The sequence below is a fragment of the Pseudohalioglobus lutimaris genome (assembly GCF_002866825.1).
GTDB classification, from domain to species: domain Bacteria; phylum Pseudomonadota; class Gammaproteobacteria; order Pseudomonadales; family Halieaceae; genus Halioglobus; species Halioglobus lutimaris.
This window is the reverse complement of sequence record NZ_PKUS01000018.1, coordinates 113,053-133,340: the sequence shown is the minus strand read 5'-3', so window position 1 is coordinate 133,340 and position 20,288 is coordinate 113,053. Positions and strand designations below refer to the sequence as shown.

Genomic DNA, 20,288 nt, shown 5'->3' with positions numbered 1-20,288 from the left:
CCAGGGCGTGGGATTGTGTTCGGGCTATTCCCAAACGTGGAGGCGCATTATACAGCCGGCGCTCCTGTTGGCAACCATTTCAATGAAAAAAGTTACCGTTGCTGCCCTGAGTTATCACACCACCTGTTAAACATAAGCTTATGAAAAAGCTCGGTTTTTAAAGGGGTATTCCACGGTACCGATGGCGCCGTCCTCACTCGAGGGAGGCGAACTATACGCAGCGACTATTGGCGACGCAACCTCTTTTTCACAATATTCCGGAAATGCCAATTTTTGCCGAATCCCGGGGCCAGTTTTCGGGGTTTGCCGGGGCCCCTGGGGAGCCGACGGCAGGTGCGAAGCACCCTGCACAGACCCGGGGCAAGCGCGCTGCGTGCAGCTCTTCCTATTCAATGTCGAACAGGTGGTACTTTTTCTTGCCCAGCCTGACCAGGTAGTAACGGGAATGCAGTGCTTCACCAGGATCAAAGCATGCATCAACACGGGCATTGTCATCCCAGCCCAGAGGCCGGTTGTTAACAGTCACCGCATTGCGCCCCAACGCATCCTTCACCTGCTTCCCCGACGCGGCCATCCCCGCGTCGGTCAACATCTGGGTGAGCGTATCCGGGAACGCCGCACGCACAATACTACTGGCGGGCAAACCGTCCTGGCGCAGCTGCGCCAGATCATCCTTGCTGAGCGCCTCGATAGACCCGCTAAAAAGCGACTCGGTGATACGTTGTGCCGCGGACAGGCCCGCCTCGCCGTGTACCAGCCGGGTCACTTCCTGTGCCAATACCGCCTGGGCTTCAGGCCGGCCCTGCCGTTCGGCGTCTGAACGTTCAATCGCGTCGATTTCGGCGACATCAAGGAACGTGAAGTACTTAAGAAAACGATAGGCGTCGGCGTCTGCACACCCCAGCCAGAACTGGTAAAAAGCGTAGGGAGAGGTCTTTTTGGCATCCAGCCAGATCGTGCCCGACTCAGTCTTGCCAAATTTGGTGCCATCGGCCTTGGTAATCAATGGCATGGTCAGGCCAAACACCTGATTACCGTTGAGACGCCGGGTAAGGTCAATGCCGCCGGTTATATTGCCCCACTGGTCAGAGCCACCCAGCTGCAGCGTACAGTCATAGCGCTTGTTCAATTCGGCAAAATCGAAAGACTGCAGAATCATGTAGGTAAACTCGGTGTAGCTGATGCCGCTTCCCTCGCGCTCGATACGCTGCTTGACCGATTCTTTCTGGATCATGGCGTTGACCGAGAAGTGTTTGCCCACATCCCGCAGGAAGGTCAGCACATCCATTCCGGCAACCCAATCCAGGTTATTCACTACCTCAGCCGAGTTTTCGCCCGCCTCAAAATCGATGAACTGAGAAACCTGTCGCTTGAGCTTTTCGACCCACCCCGATACCACGTCGGCTGTATTCAACTGGCGCTCCTGCGCCTTGAAACTGGGGTCTCCGATAAGACCAGTAGCGCCACCCACCAGCGCCAGCGGCCTGTGCCCAGCGAGCTGAAATCTACGCAACATCAGTAACGGCACCAGTGAACCTATATGCAAGCTGTCAGCAGTCGGGTCAAAACCGCAATATAGCGTGCGTGAACCACCGTCAAGCCAGCCCGCAAGCTCATCTTCGCCGGCAATCTGAAAAATCAATCCGCGAGCGCGGAGCTCCTCGAGTAGTGCACTGCTCATGGGGGGTTCTCTTGGTGTTATCAGTTGGCCAAAAAACGGGCGCCAACCATACAACACCCCTTTGCAAATGCAAGCTTATGGCACTTCTTGTCTATAGAAGTTGTCAAATGTTTTATATACTCGCGACTTCAGGTAATGGGAAAAACCACCGGCAATATGTCTTCAGCGAACCGACCAAGAGGGGCCACCGCAATCCGCGCTGAACAACCCGCTCTGGCCAACTTCCGCCTGCCGCGCCTCAAGGTGCGGCGCGGGCACGTTGTTGCTGGCGCATTGGTCGTCGGCTGCCTTGTCATCGCGCTTGGACTCGATACCGAAGAATCACCAAAGCCTGATCTTCAGGTCGCCTCGAGTGAAGCCGCTGTCACGGCAGAGGCAGCACCGCTGCAACACGAAAAGCCCGCCACCGGACTGCCGGAGCCCGCACTCAGCGTGCCGGTTGAAGCGCCCTGGGAAGAGCAGGTAGTTCGCAGCGGTGACAACCTGTCACTTATCTTCAAGCGTGCCGGCTACAGCGATAAAGAGGTCCACCGCATCGTTACCGAATCGGCAGACGGTAAAGGACTGGCTCGCATCTACCCGGGACAGACAATCGCCTTCCAGGGCGACGCTGCTGGCAAGCTGATCTCTGTTCGCCATGTCAAGAACGAGCTTGAGACCATCGCCTACACCCTTGACGAGCATGGCGTTAGCAGCAAGACCCTGGCCCGAGAGCCGGAGAAACGCGTGTCTACTGCGACAGGGGTAATTACCTCATCGCTATTTCTTGCCGGACAGGAGGCGGGACTGTCACATACCACGATCATGGATATGGCCAACATCTTTGGCGGTGTGATCGACTTTGTCGGCGATCCCCGCAAGGGCGACACCATGCACCTGATCTTCGAGGAACTCTACCTCGATGGAAGCAAGTTTGACGATGGCGAAATCATTGCCGCGTCCTATACCAACCAGGGCAAAACCTACACCGCCTACCGCTACACGGATGCACAGGGAGATACCGGATATTACAACGAGGACGGCGTCAGTATGCGCAAGGCCTTCCTGCTGGCCCCGGTAGACTTCACGCGCATCAGTTCCAACTTCAACCCACGGCGCATACACCCTATCTACAAGACCGCACGCCCTCACCGGGGCACCGACTATGCCGCACCTACCGGCACACCAGTGTACGCAGCCGGTGATGGCCGCGTTATTAAAGCCGGCTATAGCAGGGCCAACGGTAACTACGTGTTCATCCAGCACGGTGAGCAGTTCGTCACCCGCTATCTGCATCTGCACAAACGCAGGGTAAAGCAGGGGCAGAAAGTAGACCAAAGTCAGGTTATTGGCACAGTGGGCTCCACGGGTGCTGCGACAGGCCCCCACCTGCACTATGAGTTCCTGATGAACGGCGTTCACCGCAACCCGCGCACCATTCATAAGAAGCTGCCCAAGGCCAAGTCATTGCCACAGACTGAAATGGCTCAGTTCAGCGCCTCAATTTCATCAGTGACCACTGAACTGGCGCAACTACAGGAAGATATGGACACCCGTCTGGCCATGACCAGACCCGACGATGACCGGGGCTGACAGCCTTGCGTGAAGGACTCCTTATCGGGCTGATGTCCGGCACCAGCGTTGACGGCATAGACTGCGCTGTGCTCGACACCACTAATGAGCGGACAAGACTGGTACACACCCTGGACTACCCCATCCCCGACGCGGTGCGCAGCAAGGTTACACAGATAAGCCACAGCGGAGAGGATGAAATCGAACGGCTGGGCACCCTGGACCGCCAACTGGGTCAACTCTTTGCGCAGGCCGCGCTGCAACTATTGAATGAAGCCGGTATCGACGGTAAAGACATACTTGCCATCGGCAGCCATGGCCAGACTATCCGCCACCGCCCTCCATCCGGCGGCCATGCAACCAGCGAGAGCTTCACACTACAGATTGGCGACCCCAACACCATTGCCGAGATTACCGGTATCACCACCGTCGCCGATTTCCGGCGCAGGGACCTGGCCGCTGGCGGCGAGGGCGCGCCACTGGCGCCCGCCTTCCATGCAGATGCCTTCGGCCAACCCCATACCAACAGGGCTATTGTCAATATTGGCGGCATCGCCAACGTCAGCCTGCTGGAGGGAGAAGACCTCGTTTCAGGCTTCGACACCGGCCCGGGCAATACCCTGATGGATCACTGGATCAACCGTCATCGCAGTGATGCTTTTGACCGGAATGGAAGCTGGGCCGCATCCGGCAGGATTGAGGAAACCCTGTTGCGGCAGCTGCTGCAACACCCATACCTTGACCTGCGGGGGCCACGCAGCACCGGCAAGGAAGCATTCAACCGGGCATGGCTGGAGGAAATACTCACCGCACTGCCCGCACAGGACGCAGCGGACGTACAGGCGACGTTGGCCGAGTACACCGCCATCACGATTGCCGGCGCTATCAAGGACAGCGACCTCGAAATATCTGAGCTATATGTCTGTGGGGGCGGCGCGCACAATTGCCACCTGCTGGAGCGCCTGGCGATCGCCTTACCCGGCGTTCACCTGGCGGATACGGGAAGTCTGGGCATCCCACCCGACTGGGTTGAGGCTGCGACCTTTGCCTGGCTGGCCTGGCGCACCCTCGCAGCATTACCCGGAAATGCGCCAGTCGTCACCGGGGCAAGGGGCCCACGCGTACTGGGCGCCATCTATCCCGGCAACGACAGCTAGAAGGCAATATAGCCCTGCTGCTCCACCAGCCGCGTCACCTCACCCGCTCCGTATGACACGACCTTGACGAAGGGTTGTAACTGCTCTTCGTTAACGCCGTTGGCTCCCATCCAGGTGCGACAGGCCTTCACCTCGAGCAGCCCCAGCGCGGAAAGACTCGCGGCCTGGTTGACCAGCGTCTTGTTGCGGGCGTAATTGGGTCGGAGTAATGAGCGCAGCACGGGGCCATGCAGCACCAGAACCAGGGCGCCGTCCTGTTGGCTCAGCTCCCCGTCGATTAGCAACTGCTCAGCCCTGCTCAGCAGTGCACTCAGGTCGGCGTCAGTTTGCAACTCAATATCAGCCACATAGCGTGGCGCTGGAGGTTTGTCGTCAGCGGCCCATAGGGCAAGGGGGAGTATGCAGCCCAACAGAACAAGACAGCTGAGGGCGGAGCGCAAGCGATAAACTCGTGTCAGACTGAGAAGGACACACCACAACCACAAGTAGTGGTGGCGTTAGGGTTGCTGACAATAAAGCGTGACCCTTCCAGACCTTCCGTGTAATCCACTTCAGAGCCCACCAGGTACTGAAAACTCATAGGGTCCACCAACAGGGTCACCCCTCCGGTCTCGATGGCTGTATCGTCTTCAGCAACGTCTTCGTCGAAGCTGAATCCATACTGAAAGCCTGAGCAGCCCCCGCCGGTGATGTACACGCGCAGCTTCAAGGCCTCATTCCCTTCCTCGTCGACCAACTCGCGCACCTTGCGAACGGCGTTACCGGTCAGGTTGATACTGGCAGGGTTAAAGGATTCAGCTACAGACATGGCTCCGCTCATTAGCGACCATCTGGCCGCCAGATACTTCAGGACCCCGAATTATGCTAAACCCGAGTATTTTAGTCAACTTTTAACAGGAGCAACCTTGCCAGTGACCGGGCGCTTGCCGGTGCGAGCCTCGGTAACTTCCACGGCCGGGTTCGGCGTGACCTCTCGCGCGCCTTCCTGCGCCTCTGGCTCTATATGAGTGAGGCTGCCGTTGACTTCGGAGCCAGCTGCCATTTCCACCAGCGTGTAGTGCACGTTGCCTTTGACCCGGCCTTTAGCTGCCAGTTCAAGGTGTTTGCTGGAATGCACGTCGCCTTCGACAATACCGTTGATAACCACTGACGGGGCCCGGATTTCGCCCTGCACCCTGCCTTTGTCGATTATTCGCACCAGGGCGTCTTTACCGTTTTTAGCAACAATGTTGCCCTGCACAACACCTTCGACATCCAGATTGCCACAAAAATGCACGTCACCCACAATCACCGTGTCCCGCGATACCAGGGTGGTATTCCCGCCCGCGCCAAAGCCCGTCTTCTTACTTCCCAACATGGGTAAACTTCTCCTTCAGTTGCCAGGGGAATTCCTCCTGGACTTCCATCCCCCGTGGCGAGGTGGTTTTGGCCACCAGGCTCACGCTCCTGGGCTCAAAGCCCTCTGGTAGAGTCAGCGTCCCCTCGGTGGATTGGAAATAGCGAAACCGCAGAGGTATGGGATTGCTTTCCAGCTCTTCGCTGAGATCTGCCAGAGAATAGCTTACTCGCTCCCCATCGAGCACACCAACGACCTCTGCAAATAAGTCCACATTTAACAAGGAGTGCTTGCGCGCCTCTTGCTGGGCGACAATACGGAAGGAATACCGTCCGGGATCATTTTGCTGCACCAGTTCCAGCGGCCGCAAGCTCAGGCCCTGGGCGATATCTCCCGGCGCCATCAGGCTGCGATAGAAACGCAGCCCCTCGGCCAGGCCGGCTATCTCGTCTTTCTGCACAGCGATTTCCCTGCGCACCATCTCCAATGCACGTTTATCTACTTCTGCCGCGGTTCGCTCCACGTCCAGCTGAGTTTCCAGTTCAACCACACGCTGCTGCAGCCTTGGCACCTCAACTTTCATGGCCTCGTACAATTCCGGCCTGAGGCCCAGACCGCTGTAGGCAGCACGCTCGCCAAACAAAAAGGCGGCGACCAACAGCAGGACCAGCAACACCCCCGCCAGCAACTGACGCCGCTTATTCAGCCGTTCAAGTTCGTGGCTACTCAGATGATTGTGGCGTGGCGAAAACATGTACCGGCCTCAGGGCAGCAGGCCCACTTGCTTCAGACCCATGTCTTCGGGCAGCCCCAGCATGATATTCATATTTTGTATCGCCTGCCCGGACGCGCCCTTGACCAGGTTATCGATGGTCGACATTACCACCACCGTATCGCGCCCCTGCGGCACCTGCAGCGAAATCTGGCAGCGATTGGCCCCTTTCACGGTGCGGGTCTGCGGATACATCCCCTCGGGCAATACATCCACAAAAGGCTCGTCTGCATACCAGTCCTCATAGAGGGCCTGCAGATCGACAGAGGTGTCTACCCGTCGTGCGAAAAGCGTCGAGTGGATACCACGGATCATCGGCAGCAGGTGCGGTACAAACGTTAATGCAACCGGGCTGCCCGCGACATCAGACAAACCTTGCTCTATTTCCGGCAGGTGGCGGTGCCCGGTCACAGCGTAGGCCTTGAAGCTGTCCGCGACCTCGGAGAGAAGATTATCTACCTTGGCCTGACGCCCGGCGCCGCTGACCCCGGAGGCCGAACTGGCTATCAGGTGCATCGGGTCCACGACCTGGCGCGCCAGCAAAGGTATCAAGCCCAGCTGCACAGAGGTGGGATAACAACCGGGGCATGCCACCAGGGTCGCTCCCGCAATACTGGAGCGGTTCACCTCGGGCAACCCGTAAACAGCCGCTCGCAAAACTTCCGGGCTGGCATGGGGTTCGCCGTACCAACGCGACCAGAGCTGCGGATCGCGAATCCGGTAGTCCGCAGACAGGTCTATCACTCGTGCACCCGCCTGCAGCAACTCTGGAACCAGGTTCATTGCCACATTGTGGGGCGTTGCAAAGAACACAATATCGCAGGCGGCAAGCTGCCTGACGTCCGGCTCGCTGAAAGCCAGCTCGTAGTGTCCGCGCAAGTTCGGGTACAGGTCATCGACGCGACGACCACTCTCGGCGCGCGAGGTAATCGCCACTACCTCCGCTTCTTCGTGGAGCGCCAATAGCCTTAGAAGCTCAACGCCGGTGTACCCGGTGCCACCGACAATACCAACCTTTACCATAGTGTTTCCTGTGGACTCGTTTTCCCGCAGAGTGCTGCGCGCGACTGACCGGATAGTATAAAAGCATTATCACGGTAATTAACTGGTAATATTGTCTTTTTAAACGAGGCCACGGATACCACGTGCGCAAGCAGATCAATAACTATCGCCAGTTACTGACCAACTACGATTCCGTGTTGGCCTACTCCCTGCTGGGCGTCGTCGGCGGCATTGCCTCAGGGCTTGTCATCCTCGCCTTCGAACAATCTATCGTGCTGGTGGCGGCAGTCTGGGGCGTTGGAGAGCGCGGCGAGGACTTCGAGTCCCTGCCACCAATGATGCACTTCTTACTGCCTGTGGCGGGAGCGGTAATACTGGGACTGAGTTATCGACTCCTGCGCAGCGAAGACCGTGAAACCGGCATTATCCACGTGCTGAGCCGCATGCATTCTCACTATGGCGCACTCCCCGTGAAAAATGCCCTGGTACAATTTATCGGTGGTGCTTTTGCCCTGGGCTCGGGGCTGTCAGGTGGCCGCGAAGGACCCGGAGTACACCTGGGCGGCGCGGTTAACAGCCTGATCGGTCAACGCCTGGGGCTACCCAGCAACAGCCTGCGGGTACTAATCGCCTGTGGCACTGCCGGCAGTATTGCCGCGGCGTTCAACACCCCGTTGGCGGGGGTCATCTTCGCGATGGAGGTGGTTGTCGCGGAATACACCGTCGTCGGCTTTATACCGGTTATCCTCGCCGCTGTATCCGCTTCCGCCATCAGCCGGACACTGGCCGGAGGCGGCGCCGTTTTCGCCCTGCCGGAACTGCAGCTAGCCTCCCTGGCGGAGCTGCCCTACATTATCTTCCTTGGCTTCAGCTGCGGCCTGGCAGCGGTTGCCTTCATCCGCATCGCCAAGCTCACAGCGCGCTTTTCCCACATCGACGTGACCGCGCGTTTTGCACTGGCCGGCATCATCGTTGGTGCGCTGGCCTGGTGCGTGCCGGAGATCATGGGCATTGGCTACGACACGCTTAACCTCGCTCTACATGGCCAGATTGCGGTGACGTGGCTGGTGATTATCGCTCTGGCGAAAATCGCCGCGACAGCGATCAGCGCAGGCGCCGGGATGCCGGTAGGGATTATCGGGCCCAACCTGCTGATAGGCGCCTGCATCGGCGGCGCCCTGGGGCACATTGGCCAGCTGGTCATGCCGGAAATGGCATCACACCCCACCCTTTATATTCTTATTGGCATGGGCTCAGCCATGGGTGCAGTCATGAACGCGCCACTGGCGGCAATGCTGGCTGTGATCGAGCTAACCCATAGCATCGAGATCAGCATGCCCGCCATGCTGGCAATCGTTGCCGCCAACCTGACCAGCAACGGCATATTTCACCAGCGCGCGCTGCACCAGGCACTGCTGCGCCAATTTGAGCGCTCGGTACCTGATGACCCGCTGAATCAACTACTGCATCGCACGCACGTCGGATCTATCATGGACACTCGCGTGGTGAGGGTACCGGCGATACTGACAGATGACGACAGGGTACCGTTACTGGAATTCAAACCGGCCTGGTGCCTGGTGACTCGCGAAGGCCAGGACCTCTATCTGGTACAAGGCGAGACGCTACTGGAATGGCTGGCTGAAAGCGTGGCATCACCCGCAACTGATATCACCGACGCGGATATCCGCCGCTGGACCATAGCCGAAGTGCCGTTGCAGGCGAGCCTGCGTCAGGCGCTGGACAGCATTGGCAAGCAGACGGCGGAAGCGGCCTGTATTTACGAGCGCAGTCGCACCGCCAGTAAACCGATACTGCACGGGGTCATTACCCGCGAGAGTATCGAGAAGTTCACCCTCGCCCGACTGTAGACCCAAGGAACGCTGCCATGCTGTGGATGAAAGCCCTGCACATTATCTTCGTCGTCTGCTGGTTTGCCGGCCTGTTTTACCTACCGCGCCTGTTCGTCAACTACGCTGCCAGCGATCATCCACAAACGCGGGAGACCCTCGCAATCATGGCGCGGCGCCTGTACCGCTTTATCACACCCTTCATGTACATACTCATGGCGCTGGGGATAGGCTTGTTCAGCCTCAACCCCGACTACTACATGCAGGCGAAGTGGTTCTGGCTGAAGATGGCAGGCATGGTCTTTCTGGTGGTTTATCACCTGCAATGCGGTCGCTATGTAAAGGCGATCATGGAGAAGAGTGATGACCACAGTCATACTTTTTACCGATTTTTCAACGAAGTACCGGTGTTGTTTCTGTTTGCGATGGTGATCCTTGCCGTACTCAAGCCCTTCTGAGTGTGCTGGATATTCTCGCCAACAGAACCGATAATTCGGCTCCCGGCGGCGACAGCGGCCCCGTTAACCAGATTCAGGCAGTAGATATCATATGAGCACCTCGCAGGAACTATTCGAACGCGCCCGTCAACACATCCCCGGCGGCGTCAACTCGCCGGTCAGGGCTTTTCAGGCCGTGGGCGGCACCCCGGTGTTTGTCGACCGCGCCGATCGCGCATATATCTACGACACGGAAGGTAAGCGCTACACCGATTACGTGCTCTCATGGGGCCCCATGCTGATGGGCCATAACCATCCGGCCGTGCGCGAGGCGGTCATCCGCCAAAGTGAGAAAGGGCTGAGCTTCGGCACGCCCACGGAGCTGGAAATACAGCTTGCGGACCGCATCTGCGAGATCATGCCGGGCATGGACATGGTGCGCATGGTCAACTCAGGCACCGAAGCCACCATGAGCGCCATACGTCTGGCGAGAGCTTACACCGGACGGGACACCATCGTTAAGTTTGAAGGCTGCTACCACGGCCACTCCGATTCACTGCTCATCAAGGCCGGGTCGGGCGCACTCACCCTCGGTGTTCCCAGCTCTCCCGGCGTTCCTGCGGTACTGGCAGACCACACCATGACTCTCACCTACAACGACGCCGAGGGTGTCAGGCGCGCGTTTGCGGAACACGGCGATAAAATAGCCTGCATCATCGTTGAGCCAGTCGCCGGGAACATGAACTGCATTCCGCCCGCGCCCGGATTCCTCGAAACCCTGCGCGAAGTGTGCACCGCCAGCGGCGCCCTGCTGATTCTGGACGAGGTGATGACCGGCTTTCGTTTCGGCCTGCATGGCGCGCAGGGGCACTACGGCATCGACTCGGACCTCACCACACTGGGCAAGGTTATCGGTGGCGGCATGCCGGTAGGTGCATTCGGCGGCAAGCGCGACATTATGGAGCAGATAGCGCCGCTGGGGCCGGTTTACCAGGCTGGCACCCTCTCCGGCAACCCCATCGCAATGGCCGCGGGCCTGGCCACAATGGAAGTCATCTCCGCAGAAGGCTTCTACGACCCCCTGTTCCAGCGCACGCAGGAATTGTGTAACGGACTGGAGGCTGCCGCCAGGGAGGAGGGCATTGCGTTTACCACCAACTGCGCGGGCACCATGTTTGGTGGCTTCTTCACCGACGCAGCGCATATCCAGAACTACACGCAGGTTATGGCCTGTGATACCCAGCGTTTTAACCGCTTCTTCCACATGATGCTGGATGCGGGTGTTTACCTGGCGCCGGCGTCTTATGAAGCCGGCTTTATGTCGAGCGCGCATACCGATGAAGATATCCAGTCCACAGTGGAAGCGGCCCGTGCCGCTTTCGCGCGTTTCTCCAGCTAGAGGAAGAGAGCATGAGTTTCAGTTCAGCACGCGGCCCTTTCCCCTCCACCCGAATGCGCCGCCTGCGTGCCCGGGAGTTCTCGCGCCGCCTGGTGGGTGAGAGCCTGCTCACCCCCGCAGACCTCATTTATCCCGTCTTTGTCCTGGAAGGTGAAGGCCAGCGCGAGGCAGTACCTTCAATGCCGGGCATCGAGCGTCTGAGTATCGACCTGCTGGTGCAACAGGCCAGGGAAATTGCGGCACTGGGTATTCCAGCGATCGCGCTGTTCCCTGTAGTCAGCCTGGAAAAGAAGAGCCTTATGGCTGAGGAAGCGCACCATCCTGAGGGACTGTTGCAGCGCGCAGTGCGATCGCTCAAGGACGCCGTACCCGGGTTAGGCATCATTACTGATGTTGCGCTGGACCCCTTCACCACCCACGGACAGGACGGCATCATTGACGACCACGGATACGTGCTCAACGACATCACCACGGAAGTACTGGTGCGACAGGCACTATCTCATGCCGAGGCCGGTGCTGACATTGTGGCGCCGTCAGACATGATGGACGGACGCATCGGCGCGATTCGCCAGGCACTGGAAGCTTCCGCCTGCGCCAATACCCTGATCATGTCTTATGCCGCCAAGTACGCCTCCAGTTATTACGGCCCTTTTCGTGATGCCCTGGGCACCGCCGGCAACATCAAGGGAGGCAATAAGTTCAGCTACCAGATGGACCCAGCCAACAGCGACGAAGCCCTGCATGAATGTGCCCTGGACCTGAACGAGGGTGCGGACATGATTATGGTCAAACCCGGCATGCCTTACCTGGACATCGTGCGCAGGGTCAAAGACGAGTTGCGTGCGCCCACATTCGCCTATCAGGTGAGCGGCGAATACGCGATGCACCAGGCTGCCTTCGAGCGCGGCTGGCTGCAACAGGAACCGGTCATGCTGGAATCCCTGTTGGCGTTCAAGCGAGCCGGCTGCGACGGCATCCTGACCTACTTCGCTATCGAGGCAGCCAAAGCGCTGCAGTAAGAGCATGTGGTCGCGCCTCTTCATCTGCCTTGCCTTGCTCACCCCCGGCATGCCCGCCAGTTCGCAGTGCGAATGCCTGTGGCAAGGCTCTTTTGTGGATGTACAGCATACCGCCGACCTGGTCATCGCTGGAGAAGTGATCACCGGCAAGGGTAACTCCATAGACCTGCACGTTGTCCGCCACCTGCGCGGCTCATCAGCAGGTGAAATCCTGCGCATCTGGCTAAAAACGGGCGATTACTGTCGGCCGCAGGCCGCATTGTTTCCACCGGGCTCCGCCTGGGTAATGGCGTTGCACCAGATCGACGAGGATGTACCCGGCGGATTCGATCCTGGCACACCGAATATCAGCTACGGGCGCATCGGCGACTATCAGCTGTCCAGCTGCGGTGGTTACTGGCTAAGCCTTGGCGAAGGGTATGTAAGCGGCGCACTGGTGCAGTCGCCAAGATGGGTCCACGAACCCAAAATGACCCCGGTACTGCTGGACCTCGTTGCCGCCTTTATAGAAGGCAAAGCGGATGCCAACGCCTTACTGGAGGCGAGCCGGGAGGATCCTGCCCTGCGTGAGCTGATGCTGGATACCCGGGCCTTTCTGCGTGGTGGCGATCAATAGCGGCGTTCTGGCGAATCACTAAAATGTAGAGATAACTCAGGCCATTGCGCAGCACATAGGGTATAAAAACCGCTAATCCAGATACAGCCAGACAACACTATGCAAAGGTTTCTGCAAAAACTGGCCAACGTTCGCGAGTGGTGGATAGGCGTCTGTACCGGGCGCGACCCGCTGCGCCCGCTGGACGAGGAAAACTATCGCCAGCGCATTCTCGCCATCACCAGCTTCTTCTGGCTGTTAACGGTGGTCGCACTGACCGTGATCTCTTCTTGGGTGATCGACATGTCGCCGGAAGGGCGTTCAGCTGCGACGGCGCTTTTTGTCACCACCGGTTTCGCAGTGCTGGCAACTGTGCTTATCCTGCGCTACCTGCACAATCGCCTGGCCGCCATGCACATACTGCTGCTGGCTTTTACCAGCGCATTCACAGTAGCTTGCGTGTTTTTTGGCGGCACCCAATCACCCACTTACGCACTGCTTATACTCGCTCCGGTCATGGCAGCCATCGTGGGCAGCGTCTGGGCCGCTATGTTCTGGACCACTCTGGTCATCCTGATCTGGGTGGTCATTCTCGGCCTGGAGAGAATCGGCGTGGAGTTCAGCCAGATCATCATGCCGCATAACTACAATATAGCTATCACCCTCGCTTATGCGTCCATGGGTATTGCTGTGGTCAGCGTGATTATGATTTATGCAGAGCTCAATAAACGCCTGCGACACGCATTACAAAAGGCCAACAGGGAACTGGAGCACCTGTCTTCACACGATGAACTCACTGGCCTTTACAACCGCCGCTTCTATGCCCGGCGCATGTCGCAATCACTGGAGAGAGCTGCAACCCAGGGTAAACCTCTGGGACTGCTGATGTTTGACCTGGACGAGTTCAAGGAAATCAACGATACCCACGGCCATGGCATGGGGGATGCGCTACTGGTCAAACTCGGAGAGCGCCTGCGTGCGCATGTGCGCGAAACTGACCTGATAGCGCGACTGGGGGGCGACGAATTCGTCGTTATCATGGAAAACATGCGGTCCATCGAGGACATGCCGAAGATCGCCGCCAAACTGGTGGCCGCCATCAAACAACCGGTGAGGCTGCGCAATATCGACTTTTGCCTGGGCGTCAGCTGTGGCGTCGCGATGTATCCGGCAGATGGGGAGACGCGGCGTGAGTTGGAAGAAAAAGCGGACCGGGCGATGTACCGGGCAAAGCAGTTGGGCTCAGCTACAGCGCTGGAGACACCGGCTCCGGCCATGCTGCACTAGCGCCTTCTCCACCGCGGGCGCAGCGGGTTCTTGCCTCCTTCTATCAAGTCCATCAGTTCATCCAGCATCATCAGGGAAAGACCCCAGATACAGCGCCCCTGATAGCGATAGCAGGGCATAGGTATCTTCAGCCCCCGGAACTCCCACACCATTTCCTCCCTATTTTCTACATTGAGAAGGTACTCCAGCGGCACCCAGATCACTTCGGCCACCTCGTAGTTGGGCGTGAAGCGCACCTCGCGCTCCAGATGAAAGACAAAGGGGCTGACTGCCATACCCAGGGTGCCTTTGCGCGGACGGGCATTGAGGTCGGAGAGTCGCCCCAGGCAGCGATCGCCCGGGCCAAGCGTCAAGCCGACCTCTTCTTCTGTTTCGCGCACGGCGACGGCGTAGCCATGGGCATCGGTTTTGTCCATGCGGCCTCCTGGGAAAGCCATATGTCCCGACCAGGGGTCCCCTTTCCTTTCCGCGCGCTTGATCATTAGAATGTGCAGCTCGCCCTCACGTATCTGCAGCACCAGCGCGACTGCCGAGCGCTTCATCAGCCGGCGCAGCAGCGGCTTCCTGGGGTTGAAGGCGTCCAGGCGTGATTCGACAAGATGTAACAGAGAAACCGACAACAGTACTTTTCCTATAAAATTTAGAGGATTAAGCCAGCCCGTAGCCAGCGGTACAAGCGCCACGGGGCGCCAGATGATGAAAGACTCTACACTGCTTACCCTGAACAACGTGCAACTGGTCTACCGCGCCCTGCCCGCGCTGCATGGTCTCAACTGGCAACCGCACACCGGCGAACAATGGGCCTGCCTGGGTCCCAACGGCGCGGGAAAAACCAGCCTCGCCAATATACTCAGCGGCCAGGCAAGCCATTTTTCCGGCGATTATACCCGCTCTGCGCTGTTGGCTGAAAAAGGCGTTGCCTACGTCTGCTTCGAACAGGCCAGGGCACTATGCGAGCGCGACAGGAAACTGGACGATTCGGAAACCAGGGCGGACGCCGCGGATCCTGGCACCCTGGTGCAACAACTGATTCTGGAGCGTAGCGCGCCCGATGAGCGCTTTCTGCATTGGGTAGACAGGCTCGGTATCGGCCATATTCTGCAACGAGGCCTGCGCTATATCTCCACGGGAGAAATGCGCAAGACATTGCTGGTCAAGGCCATACTCAGCGACCCGGGCCTGTTGATTCTGGACAGTCCACTGGATGGCCTGGACGTCGGCTCGCAACAGGAACTGTCGCAGGTGATAGCAGAGCTGCTGCAATCTGACATCACCGTGCTGATGCTCTGCCGGCAACCGGAAGACCTCCCGGCAGGCATCACGCATGTGCTGGTCATGGAAAACGGCGAGGTACTAACCCAGGGCGAGCGAACTCGCGTGCTCGAGCGCGAGGATGTCGCCGCGCTGATGAACCCACCGGCAGAGGGCCTTGGAGAGCTGCCCCCGCCATACCCCAGGCCCTACGAGATTCCCCGCGATGCACCACTGCTGGCGCTGCGCAACGTCAATGTGAGCTATGGCCTGCTGCGCGTACTAGACAATGTGAACTGGCGCTTCGATCACGGTCAGCACTGTTACGTTTCCGGTCCCAACGGCTGCGGCAAGAGCACCTTGCTCAGCCTGGTGACCGGCGACAACCACAAGGCCTATGGCCAGGACATCACGCTGTTTGGCATACGCCGCGGTTCGGGAGAGAGCATCTGGGACATCAAACAAAAATACGGGCAGCTGGATAACCAGTTACACCTCAGTTTCGCGCGCGGCATGAAGGGGCTTGAGGTAGTGATTTCAGGCTTTTTCGACACCATCGGGCTCTATGATGACTGGGGCGATGAACAGCGCACTATCGCTGAGCAATGGCTGGCAGCGCTGGGAATGTCGGCGGTATCTCGCGAGGGTTTCGACACCCTCTCTTTTGGCCAACAACGTATGGTGCTGCTCGCACGGGCGATGGTGAAGTCCCCGGCAATCCTGCTACTGGACGAACCGACCCTGGGGCTGGATGGGCATCATCGCCGGCTGATGCTGGGCGCCATCGACCATATCGCCGCTCATTCCGATACCCAGATTATTTTTGTCAGCCATTCGGCCGGGGATGTTCCCGCCTGCATCAACCAGCATCTGCGCTTTGAAACCGGCGATACAGGCTTCAACGTGGTCTGCGAAAACTGCTAGCGGGCAAGAGATCTCAAAGCATCACACTGGCCGTGACCGTTGCAATAGAGCAGCCCCCGCTCGGCAGTTGCGCGGGCCTGGCTGTCATTGCCGGACGCTGCATGCGTCTGCGCCAGGCCGAGATAGATTTCCGCGTTGTCAGGATCAATGCGCAGTGCACGCTCGAGATAAGCCAGTGCCTGGTCGTAGTCACCACGCTCGCGCGCGTCGTCAGCTTTAGCCAACAAGCCGGCATGGGCGCCGGAAGGGGCAGGCCTGGACACCTCTGGCTGCGGCTCTGGCACCGGCTCAGGCGCGGGCTCGCGATACTCCGGCTCCGGCGTCTCGATCTTTGGCAAGGAATAGGGGTTGGTGCCACAGGCACTGAGCACGAGACTCAAGCCCACCAGGACTAACAGGCGTTGTAAGATCTGAAGCCGCACTCGATGCTCCCAGGTAAAATCCGACTGCATAGTGTAACCCAAGTTGCCAATCACCACGGGTGGAGCAGGCAGCCAATCGCCTCGCGCCCTGCAAAAATACCCGAATCAACCACCAAACAATGACTCGAACCAATCGCGGATGCCGCCCTTTTTCGGTGCGCACTGGGTTTTACCGCGCGGCTCTGAACCGGCGATAAACGGCACACTGCGAGCATTGGGACAGCCCACTCCGGTGCGATAGCCGTTACTGCTGTCGATCACCGAAACCTCGATCCCGGACGGCATATTGTAATTCAATGGCCGCTTACTGGCGCGTGCCATGAAGTGCGACCAGACCTGTAATGCGCCGCTGCTACCGGTGAGCCCGGTTACGCCATTATCATCGCGTCCCAACCAGGTTACGGCCATCAGGTCCCCCGAAAAGCCGGCAAACCAGGAGTCGCGGCCCTCGTTGGTGGTGCCGGTTTTACCGGCCACAGTCATCCACTCAGGCAGCAATGCACGGCTGCTGCGGCCGGTGCCGTTCTGCATAACCTCCAGCAGCGCGTACTGCAGCAGGTAAACGGCCTGCAAACTAACCTGTCGATCGTAGAGCAGCTCATAACGCTTTTCGGGCTCTCCGTGCGCATCGACCACGTCACGAATACTGCGCAACGGCGAGCGGAAACCACCGGCGGCGATGGTCTGGTAGAGCACCGCCATATCCAGCGGAGAATACTCACCCGCTCCCAGGGACAATGCAGGCACACGCGGCACGGCATGCTCTATGCCCAGACGACGCAACATGTCCGCCACGTTGTCGATACCCAGGTCCATGCCCAGGCGGGCGGTGGCCAGGTTGTAGGAGTTCGCGAGAGCCTGGTACAGCAACACGTCGCCATGCTCCGTACGATCGAAGTTGCGCGGCTGCCAGGGGTCGCCCTGCCGACTGGGCACGGTAAGAGCAGTATCGTCAAGCACGCTGGCCAGAGAATAGGTATCGGCCTGCTCCAGCGCGGTAAGGTAGACCGCTGGCTTGAGCAGCGAGCCGGCGGGCCGCCGTGCATCCAGCGCACGATTGAATCCGGCGTAGCTGAAGCGCCGCCCGCCCACCAGGGCCGCCACCTCGCCGCTATCCAGACGAGTTACTACCGATGCGCTCTCCAGACCACCCGCGCTGTCCAGCTTATCCATCACCGCCCCGGTGGAGCGCTCCAACTGGCGCTGGATAATCGGGTCAAAGGCGGTGAGTATTTTCAGCCCTTCCTGCGTTAACTGCTCCTCCCGGTATTCCAGGCGCAGCTGGCGTCGCACCAGCTCCAGGTAGGCGGGGAAGGTATCGCGTATTTTCGGTGCCTTATTGAGGTCCAGCGGCATCGCCTTGGCGACCATGGCATGTTCTGCTGAAATGACATTCTGCTCCACCATCACGTCCAGCACCACGTTTCGCCGCTCCCTGGCGCGCTCCGGGTTTCGCCGCGGATTGTAAAGTGAGGGGCCCTTGATCATTCCCACCAGCAGGGCCTGCTGGTGCAAGCCCAGTTGTTCCAGCGGCGTATCGAAGTAGTGCCTGGCCGCCAGCGCAAAGCCGTGAATAGCGCGCGGACCTTCCTGGCCCAGGTAGATCTCGTTGACATAGCTTTCCAGTATCTGGTCTTTGTCGTAGTGCAGCTCCAGCAGCACCGCCATCAGCACCTCATTGAGCTTACGCACAATGGTACGCTCGGGCGTGAGGTAGTAGTTCTTCACCAGTTGCTGGGTGATGGTACTGCCCCCTGCCACCACCCGTCCGGAGACCAGATTGCTGTAGGCCGCCCTGGCAATACCGGTGATGGAAAAACCCCAGTGCTGGTAGAAACGCTGGTCCTCAACCGCCAGCAAACCCTGCAGCAGGGTTTCCGGAACATTGTCCAGGCGCACCAGTACCCGGTCTTCGCCGTGGGTAGGATAGATACCACCAATCTGCGCTGGGTCGAGACGCATCAGGTCAACGCCCCGCCCCGACTCCGTAATAGCCTGCACTTTGGTTGGCCCGATATCCACGATCACGCGACGCGCCGGCTCACGCTCGCCCGGGAAAGTAAAACCCCGCGTATAGATTTCAAAACGGCCGCGATTGCGCGCCACCTGACCCGGCTTGCGCGTAAGCGTTACTTTCCGATAGCCAAGCACCTCCAGCTCATAAGCCAGATCCTCGGGCCGGAGGTCGGCGCCGACATACAACTCCAGCGGGCGGGCATACACTTTTGCCGGTAGCTCCCACATTTTATCGGTGAAAGTGGCGGTAATACGGGCGTCCAGGTAGATCACATAGCCGGTGCCAATGACCAACGAAACCAGGAATAACTTGAGTAGCAGGGAGCGGGCTTTTTTCATGGCGGCGAGTTTAACCTACTTTTAGCGTTTGTGACGGCTCTCCCAGGAACCTCGCCGGCGTGGACCTGCTCAGGCTGGCAAGCCGGCGCAGCGGCCTTTGCTGTGACGAGGGCAGCAGGCAGCCTACCCCTCCCGGGAACGCCGGGGGTACCTTGCTCCACGCCCCCAAAACCGAGTGAACCTTAAAAGGGCTTTAATCAAGCTGGTTAATCCGGATAATGGCCCGCTGGATAACCACAGGACCCAAATCATGAAGAAGTACGTGGCATATGGCATCGGTGCGGCGCTGGTCGACACCGAAATCAAGGTAGAAGATCGCGAGCTGGCGCAGATGCAGGTGGAGAAAGGCATGATGACCCTGGTCGATGCCGCGCGCCAGACTGACCTACTCAACCACCTGCAGGGCCATCTGGTGAAAGCCAACCACGCCAGCGGCGGCAGCGCCGGCAACTCCATGATCGCCACTGCCCAGTTTGGCGGGCGCACTTTTATGTCCTGCAAGGTGGCCAACGATGCTGACGGCGACATTTACCTCGCGGACCTGGAGTCAGCAGGTGTCGATCATTGCCTGAACGGGGACCGTGAAGACGGTACCACCGGCAAATGCCTGGTGCTGATTTCGTCGGACGCGGAACGCAGCATGAATACCAACCTGGCTATCAGCGAAACACTATCCGTGGACCAGCTGGTACCGGAGGCAATTTGTGAGTCTGAATACCTGTATCTGGAGGGTTACCTGGTGACGTCGCCGACCGGGCGAGCAGCCGCCGTAAAAGCGCGAGAAATCGCTGAGCAGGCAGGTGTGAAAACATCCATCAGTCTGTCGGATCCAGGCATGGTGGAATTTTTCCGTGACGGCCTTGCAGAGATGATAGGTGAACGCGTTAACCTGTTGTTTTGCAATGAGTCCGAAGCGCTGGGCTGGGGGCAGACCGACTCGCTCGAAGTGGCAATTGAGCAGATGAAGCAGATCGCCGACAGTTTTGTCATCACCCGCGGGGCTGAAGGGGCTATTACCTTCGACGGCACTGAGCTGGCTGAGATTCCACCGCACAAGGTTCACGCCGTGGACAGCAATGGCGCCGGTGACATGTTCGCCGGGGCTTTCCTGTATGCAATTACCCGCGGCGAGGACTTTCCCACGGCCGGACGCTTCGCCAGCCTGGCGGCGGGACGGGTGGTGTCCAAATATGGCCCGCGCCTGCCAGCCGCCGACTACCCGGACCTGCGTGCAGATTTCTTCGGCGACTGAG

19 protein-coding genes are annotated in these 20,288 nt (G+C 59.0%); 10 read left to right on the top strand and 9 right to left on the bottom strand.

The features are described 5' to 3' along the window. Positions 1–385: 385 nt before the first annotated feature. On the bottom strand, positions 386–1,681 hold the full coding sequence (gene tyrS, locus C0039_RS13795) for a tyrosine--tRNA ligase (protein ID WP_075999335.1): 1,296 nt from the start codon (positions 1,679–1,681) through the stop codon (positions 386–388). Positions 1,682–1,837: 156 nt separating this feature from the next. Here tyrS and C0039_RS13790 point away from each other — a divergent pair, with 156 nt between their 5' ends. Beyond that, positions 1,838–3,253, top strand: a complete 1,416-nt coding sequence (locus C0039_RS13790; RefSeq protein ID WP_084179986.1) for a peptidoglycan DD-metalloendopeptidase family protein — start codon at positions 1,838–1,840, stop codon at positions 3,251–3,253. 5 nt (positions 3,254–3,258) lie between these two features. Next, positions 3,259–4,389: an anhydro-N-acetylmuramic acid kinase gene (locus C0039_RS13785; RefSeq protein WP_279304938.1), complete on the top strand. Its 1,131-nt coding sequence runs from the start codon at positions 3,259–3,261 to the stop codon at positions 4,387–4,389. Here C0039_RS13785 and C0039_RS13780 read toward each other — a convergent pair. From C0039_RS13780 to argC, 5 genes are all read right to left on the bottom strand, one after another. Next, positions 4,386–4,829 carry a DsrE family protein gene (locus C0039_RS13780; protein WP_165787138.1) on the bottom strand — a complete coding sequence of 148 codons (444 nt, stop codon included), beginning with the start codon at positions 4,827–4,829 and terminating at the stop codon, positions 4,386–4,388. The genes C0039_RS13785 and C0039_RS13780 overlap by 4 nt on opposite strands. Before the next feature lie 14 nt (positions 4,830–4,843). Beyond that, the gene (gene erpA / locus C0039_RS13775; protein ID WP_076002143.1) at positions 4,844–5,197 is read right to left on the bottom strand and encodes an iron-sulfur cluster insertion protein ErpA; all 354 of its coding nucleotides are present in this window, start codon (positions 5,195–5,197) and stop codon (positions 4,844–4,846) included. A 75-nt stretch (positions 5,198–5,272) separates the two neighbouring features. Next, on the bottom strand, positions 5,273–5,746 hold the full coding sequence (locus C0039_RS13770; RefSeq protein WP_101518379.1) for a bactofilin family protein: 474 nt from the start codon (positions 5,744–5,746) through the stop codon (positions 5,273–5,275). Further along, positions 5,733–6,479, bottom strand: a complete 747-nt coding sequence (locus C0039_RS13765) for a DUF6776 family protein (protein WP_075999339.1) — start codon at positions 6,477–6,479, stop codon at positions 5,733–5,735. Before C0039_RS13765 ends, C0039_RS13770 begins: the two co-directional genes overlap by 14 nt. A gap of 9 nt (positions 6,480–6,488) precedes the next feature. Beyond that, positions 6,489–7,520, bottom strand: a complete 1,032-nt coding sequence (argC, locus tag C0039_RS13760; RefSeq protein WP_101518378.1) for an N-acetyl-gamma-glutamyl-phosphate reductase — start codon at positions 7,518–7,520, stop codon at positions 6,489–6,491. Positions 7,521–7,642: 122 nt separating this feature from the next. On the opposite strand from argC, the gene C0039_RS13755 reads away from it, so the two are divergent. The 6 genes from C0039_RS13755 (at position 7,643) to C0039_RS13730 (ending at position 14,083) form a co-directional block, all read left to right on the top strand. Further along, complete coding sequence (locus C0039_RS13755) at positions 7,643–9,367, top strand: chloride channel protein (RefSeq protein ID WP_075999341.1); 1,725 nt, start codon at positions 7,643–7,645, stop codon at positions 9,365–9,367. Between the two features lie 17 nt (positions 9,368–9,384). Then, entirely contained in the window at positions 9,385–9,804 is a 420-nt protein-coding gene (locus C0039_RS13750; RefSeq protein WP_075999342.1) for a CopD family protein, read from the top strand. Between the two features lie 91 nt (positions 9,805–9,895). Continuing rightward, positions 9,896–11,182: a glutamate-1-semialdehyde 2,1-aminomutase gene (gene hemL, locus C0039_RS13745; RefSeq protein WP_101518377.1), complete on the top strand. Its 1,287-nt coding sequence runs from the start codon at positions 9,896–9,898 to the stop codon at positions 11,180–11,182. An 11-nt stretch (positions 11,183–11,193) separates the two neighbouring features. Further along, positions 11,194–12,201, top strand: coding sequence for a porphobilinogen synthase (hemB, locus tag C0039_RS13740; RefSeq protein ID WP_075999344.1), 1,008 nt, complete (start codon positions 11,194–11,196; stop codon positions 12,199–12,201). Positions 12,202–12,205: 4 nt separating this feature from the next. Continuing rightward, the gene (locus C0039_RS13735; protein WP_075999345.1) at positions 12,206–12,817 is read left to right on the top strand and encodes an MBL fold metallo-hydrolase; all 612 of its coding nucleotides are present in this window, start codon (positions 12,206–12,208) and stop codon (positions 12,815–12,817) included. Positions 12,818–12,916: 99 nt separating this feature from the next. After that, positions 12,917–14,083, top strand: coding sequence for a GGDEF domain-containing protein (locus C0039_RS13730; protein ID WP_075999346.1), 1,167 nt, complete (start codon positions 12,917–12,919; stop codon positions 14,081–14,083). Here C0039_RS13730 and C0039_RS13725 read toward each other — a convergent pair. After that, the gene (locus tag C0039_RS13725; protein ID WP_232334888.1) at positions 14,080–14,703 is read right to left on the bottom strand and encodes an NUDIX hydrolase; all 624 of its coding nucleotides are present in this window, start codon (positions 14,701–14,703) and stop codon (positions 14,080–14,082) included. The two genes, C0039_RS13730 and C0039_RS13725, sit on opposite strands and share 4 nt — an antisense overlap. A 73-nt stretch (positions 14,704–14,776) precedes the next feature. On the opposite strand from C0039_RS13725, the gene C0039_RS13720 reads away from it, so the two are divergent. Further along, on the top strand, positions 14,777–16,258 hold the full coding sequence (locus C0039_RS13720) for an ATP-binding cassette domain-containing protein (RefSeq protein ID WP_101518376.1): 1,482 nt from the start codon (positions 14,777–14,779) through the stop codon (positions 16,256–16,258). Here C0039_RS13720 and C0039_RS13715 read toward each other — a convergent pair. Beyond that, positions 16,255–16,680 (bottom strand): tetratricopeptide repeat protein, encoded by a 426-nt coding sequence (locus C0039_RS13715; RefSeq protein ID WP_165787137.1) that lies wholly within the window; start codon positions 16,678–16,680, stop codon positions 16,255–16,257. The two genes, C0039_RS13720 and C0039_RS13715, sit on opposite strands and share 4 nt — an antisense overlap. Positions 16,681–16,785: 105 nt before the next feature. Next, complete coding sequence (mrcB, locus tag C0039_RS13710; protein WP_101518374.1) at positions 16,786–19,035, bottom strand: penicillin-binding protein 1B; 2,250 nt, start codon at positions 19,033–19,035, stop codon at positions 16,786–16,788. A gap of 250 nt (positions 19,036–19,285) precedes the next feature. Here mrcB and C0039_RS13705 point away from each other — a divergent pair, with 250 nt between their 5' ends. Beyond that, the gene (locus C0039_RS13705; protein ID WP_075999349.1) at positions 19,286–20,287 is read left to right on the top strand and encodes an adenosine kinase; all 1,002 of its coding nucleotides are present in this window, start codon (positions 19,286–19,288) and stop codon (positions 20,285–20,287) included. Position 20,288 lies beyond the last annotated feature (1 nt).

Bases quoted from the DNA above. Each gene is read 5' to 3' on its own strand.
- tyrS (WP_075999335.1), bottom strand. From the start codon at position 1,681: ATGAGCAGTGCACTACTCGAGGAGCTCCGCGCTCGCGGATTGATTTTT.
- C0039_RS13790 (WP_084179986.1), top strand. From the start codon at position 1,838: ATGTCTTCAGCGAACCGACCAAGAGGGGCCACCGCAATCCGCGCTGAA.
- erpA (WP_076002143.1), bottom strand. From the start codon at position 5,197: ATGTCTGTAGCTGAATCCTTTAACCCTGCCAGTATCAACCTGACCGGT.
- C0039_RS13770 (WP_101518379.1), bottom strand. From the start codon at position 5,746: ATGTTGGGAAGTAAGAAGACGGGCTTTGGCGCGGGCGGGAATACCACC.
- C0039_RS13765 (WP_075999339.1), bottom strand. From the start codon at position 6,479: ATGTTTTCGCCACGCCACAATCATCTGAGTAGCCACGAACTTGAACGG.
- argC (WP_101518378.1), bottom strand. From the start codon at position 7,520: ATGGTAAAGGTTGGTATTGTCGGTGGCACCGGGTACACCGGCGTTGAG.
- C0039_RS13750 (WP_075999342.1), top strand. From the start codon at position 9,385: ATGCTGTGGATGAAAGCCCTGCACATTATCTTCGTCGTCTGCTGGTTT.
- hemL (WP_101518377.1), top strand. From the start codon at position 9,896: ATGAGCACCTCGCAGGAACTATTCGAACGCGCCCGTCAACACATCCCC.
- hemB (WP_075999344.1), top strand. From the start codon at position 11,194: ATGAGTTTCAGTTCAGCACGCGGCCCTTTCCCCTCCACCCGAATGCGC.
- C0039_RS13735 (WP_075999345.1), top strand. From the start codon at position 12,206: ATGTGGTCGCGCCTCTTCATCTGCCTTGCCTTGCTCACCCCCGGCATG.
- C0039_RS13730 (WP_075999346.1), top strand. From the start codon at position 12,917: ATGCAAAGGTTTCTGCAAAAACTGGCCAACGTTCGCGAGTGGTGGATA.
- C0039_RS13720 (WP_101518376.1), top strand. From the start codon at position 14,777: ATGATGAAAGACTCTACACTGCTTACCCTGAACAACGTGCAACTGGTC.
- mrcB (WP_101518374.1), bottom strand. From the start codon at position 19,035: ATGAAAAAAGCCCGCTCCCTGCTACTCAAGTTATTCCTGGTTTCGTTG.
- C0039_RS13705 (WP_075999349.1), top strand. From the start codon at position 19,286: ATGAAGAAGTACGTGGCATATGGCATCGGTGCGGCGCTGGTCGACACC.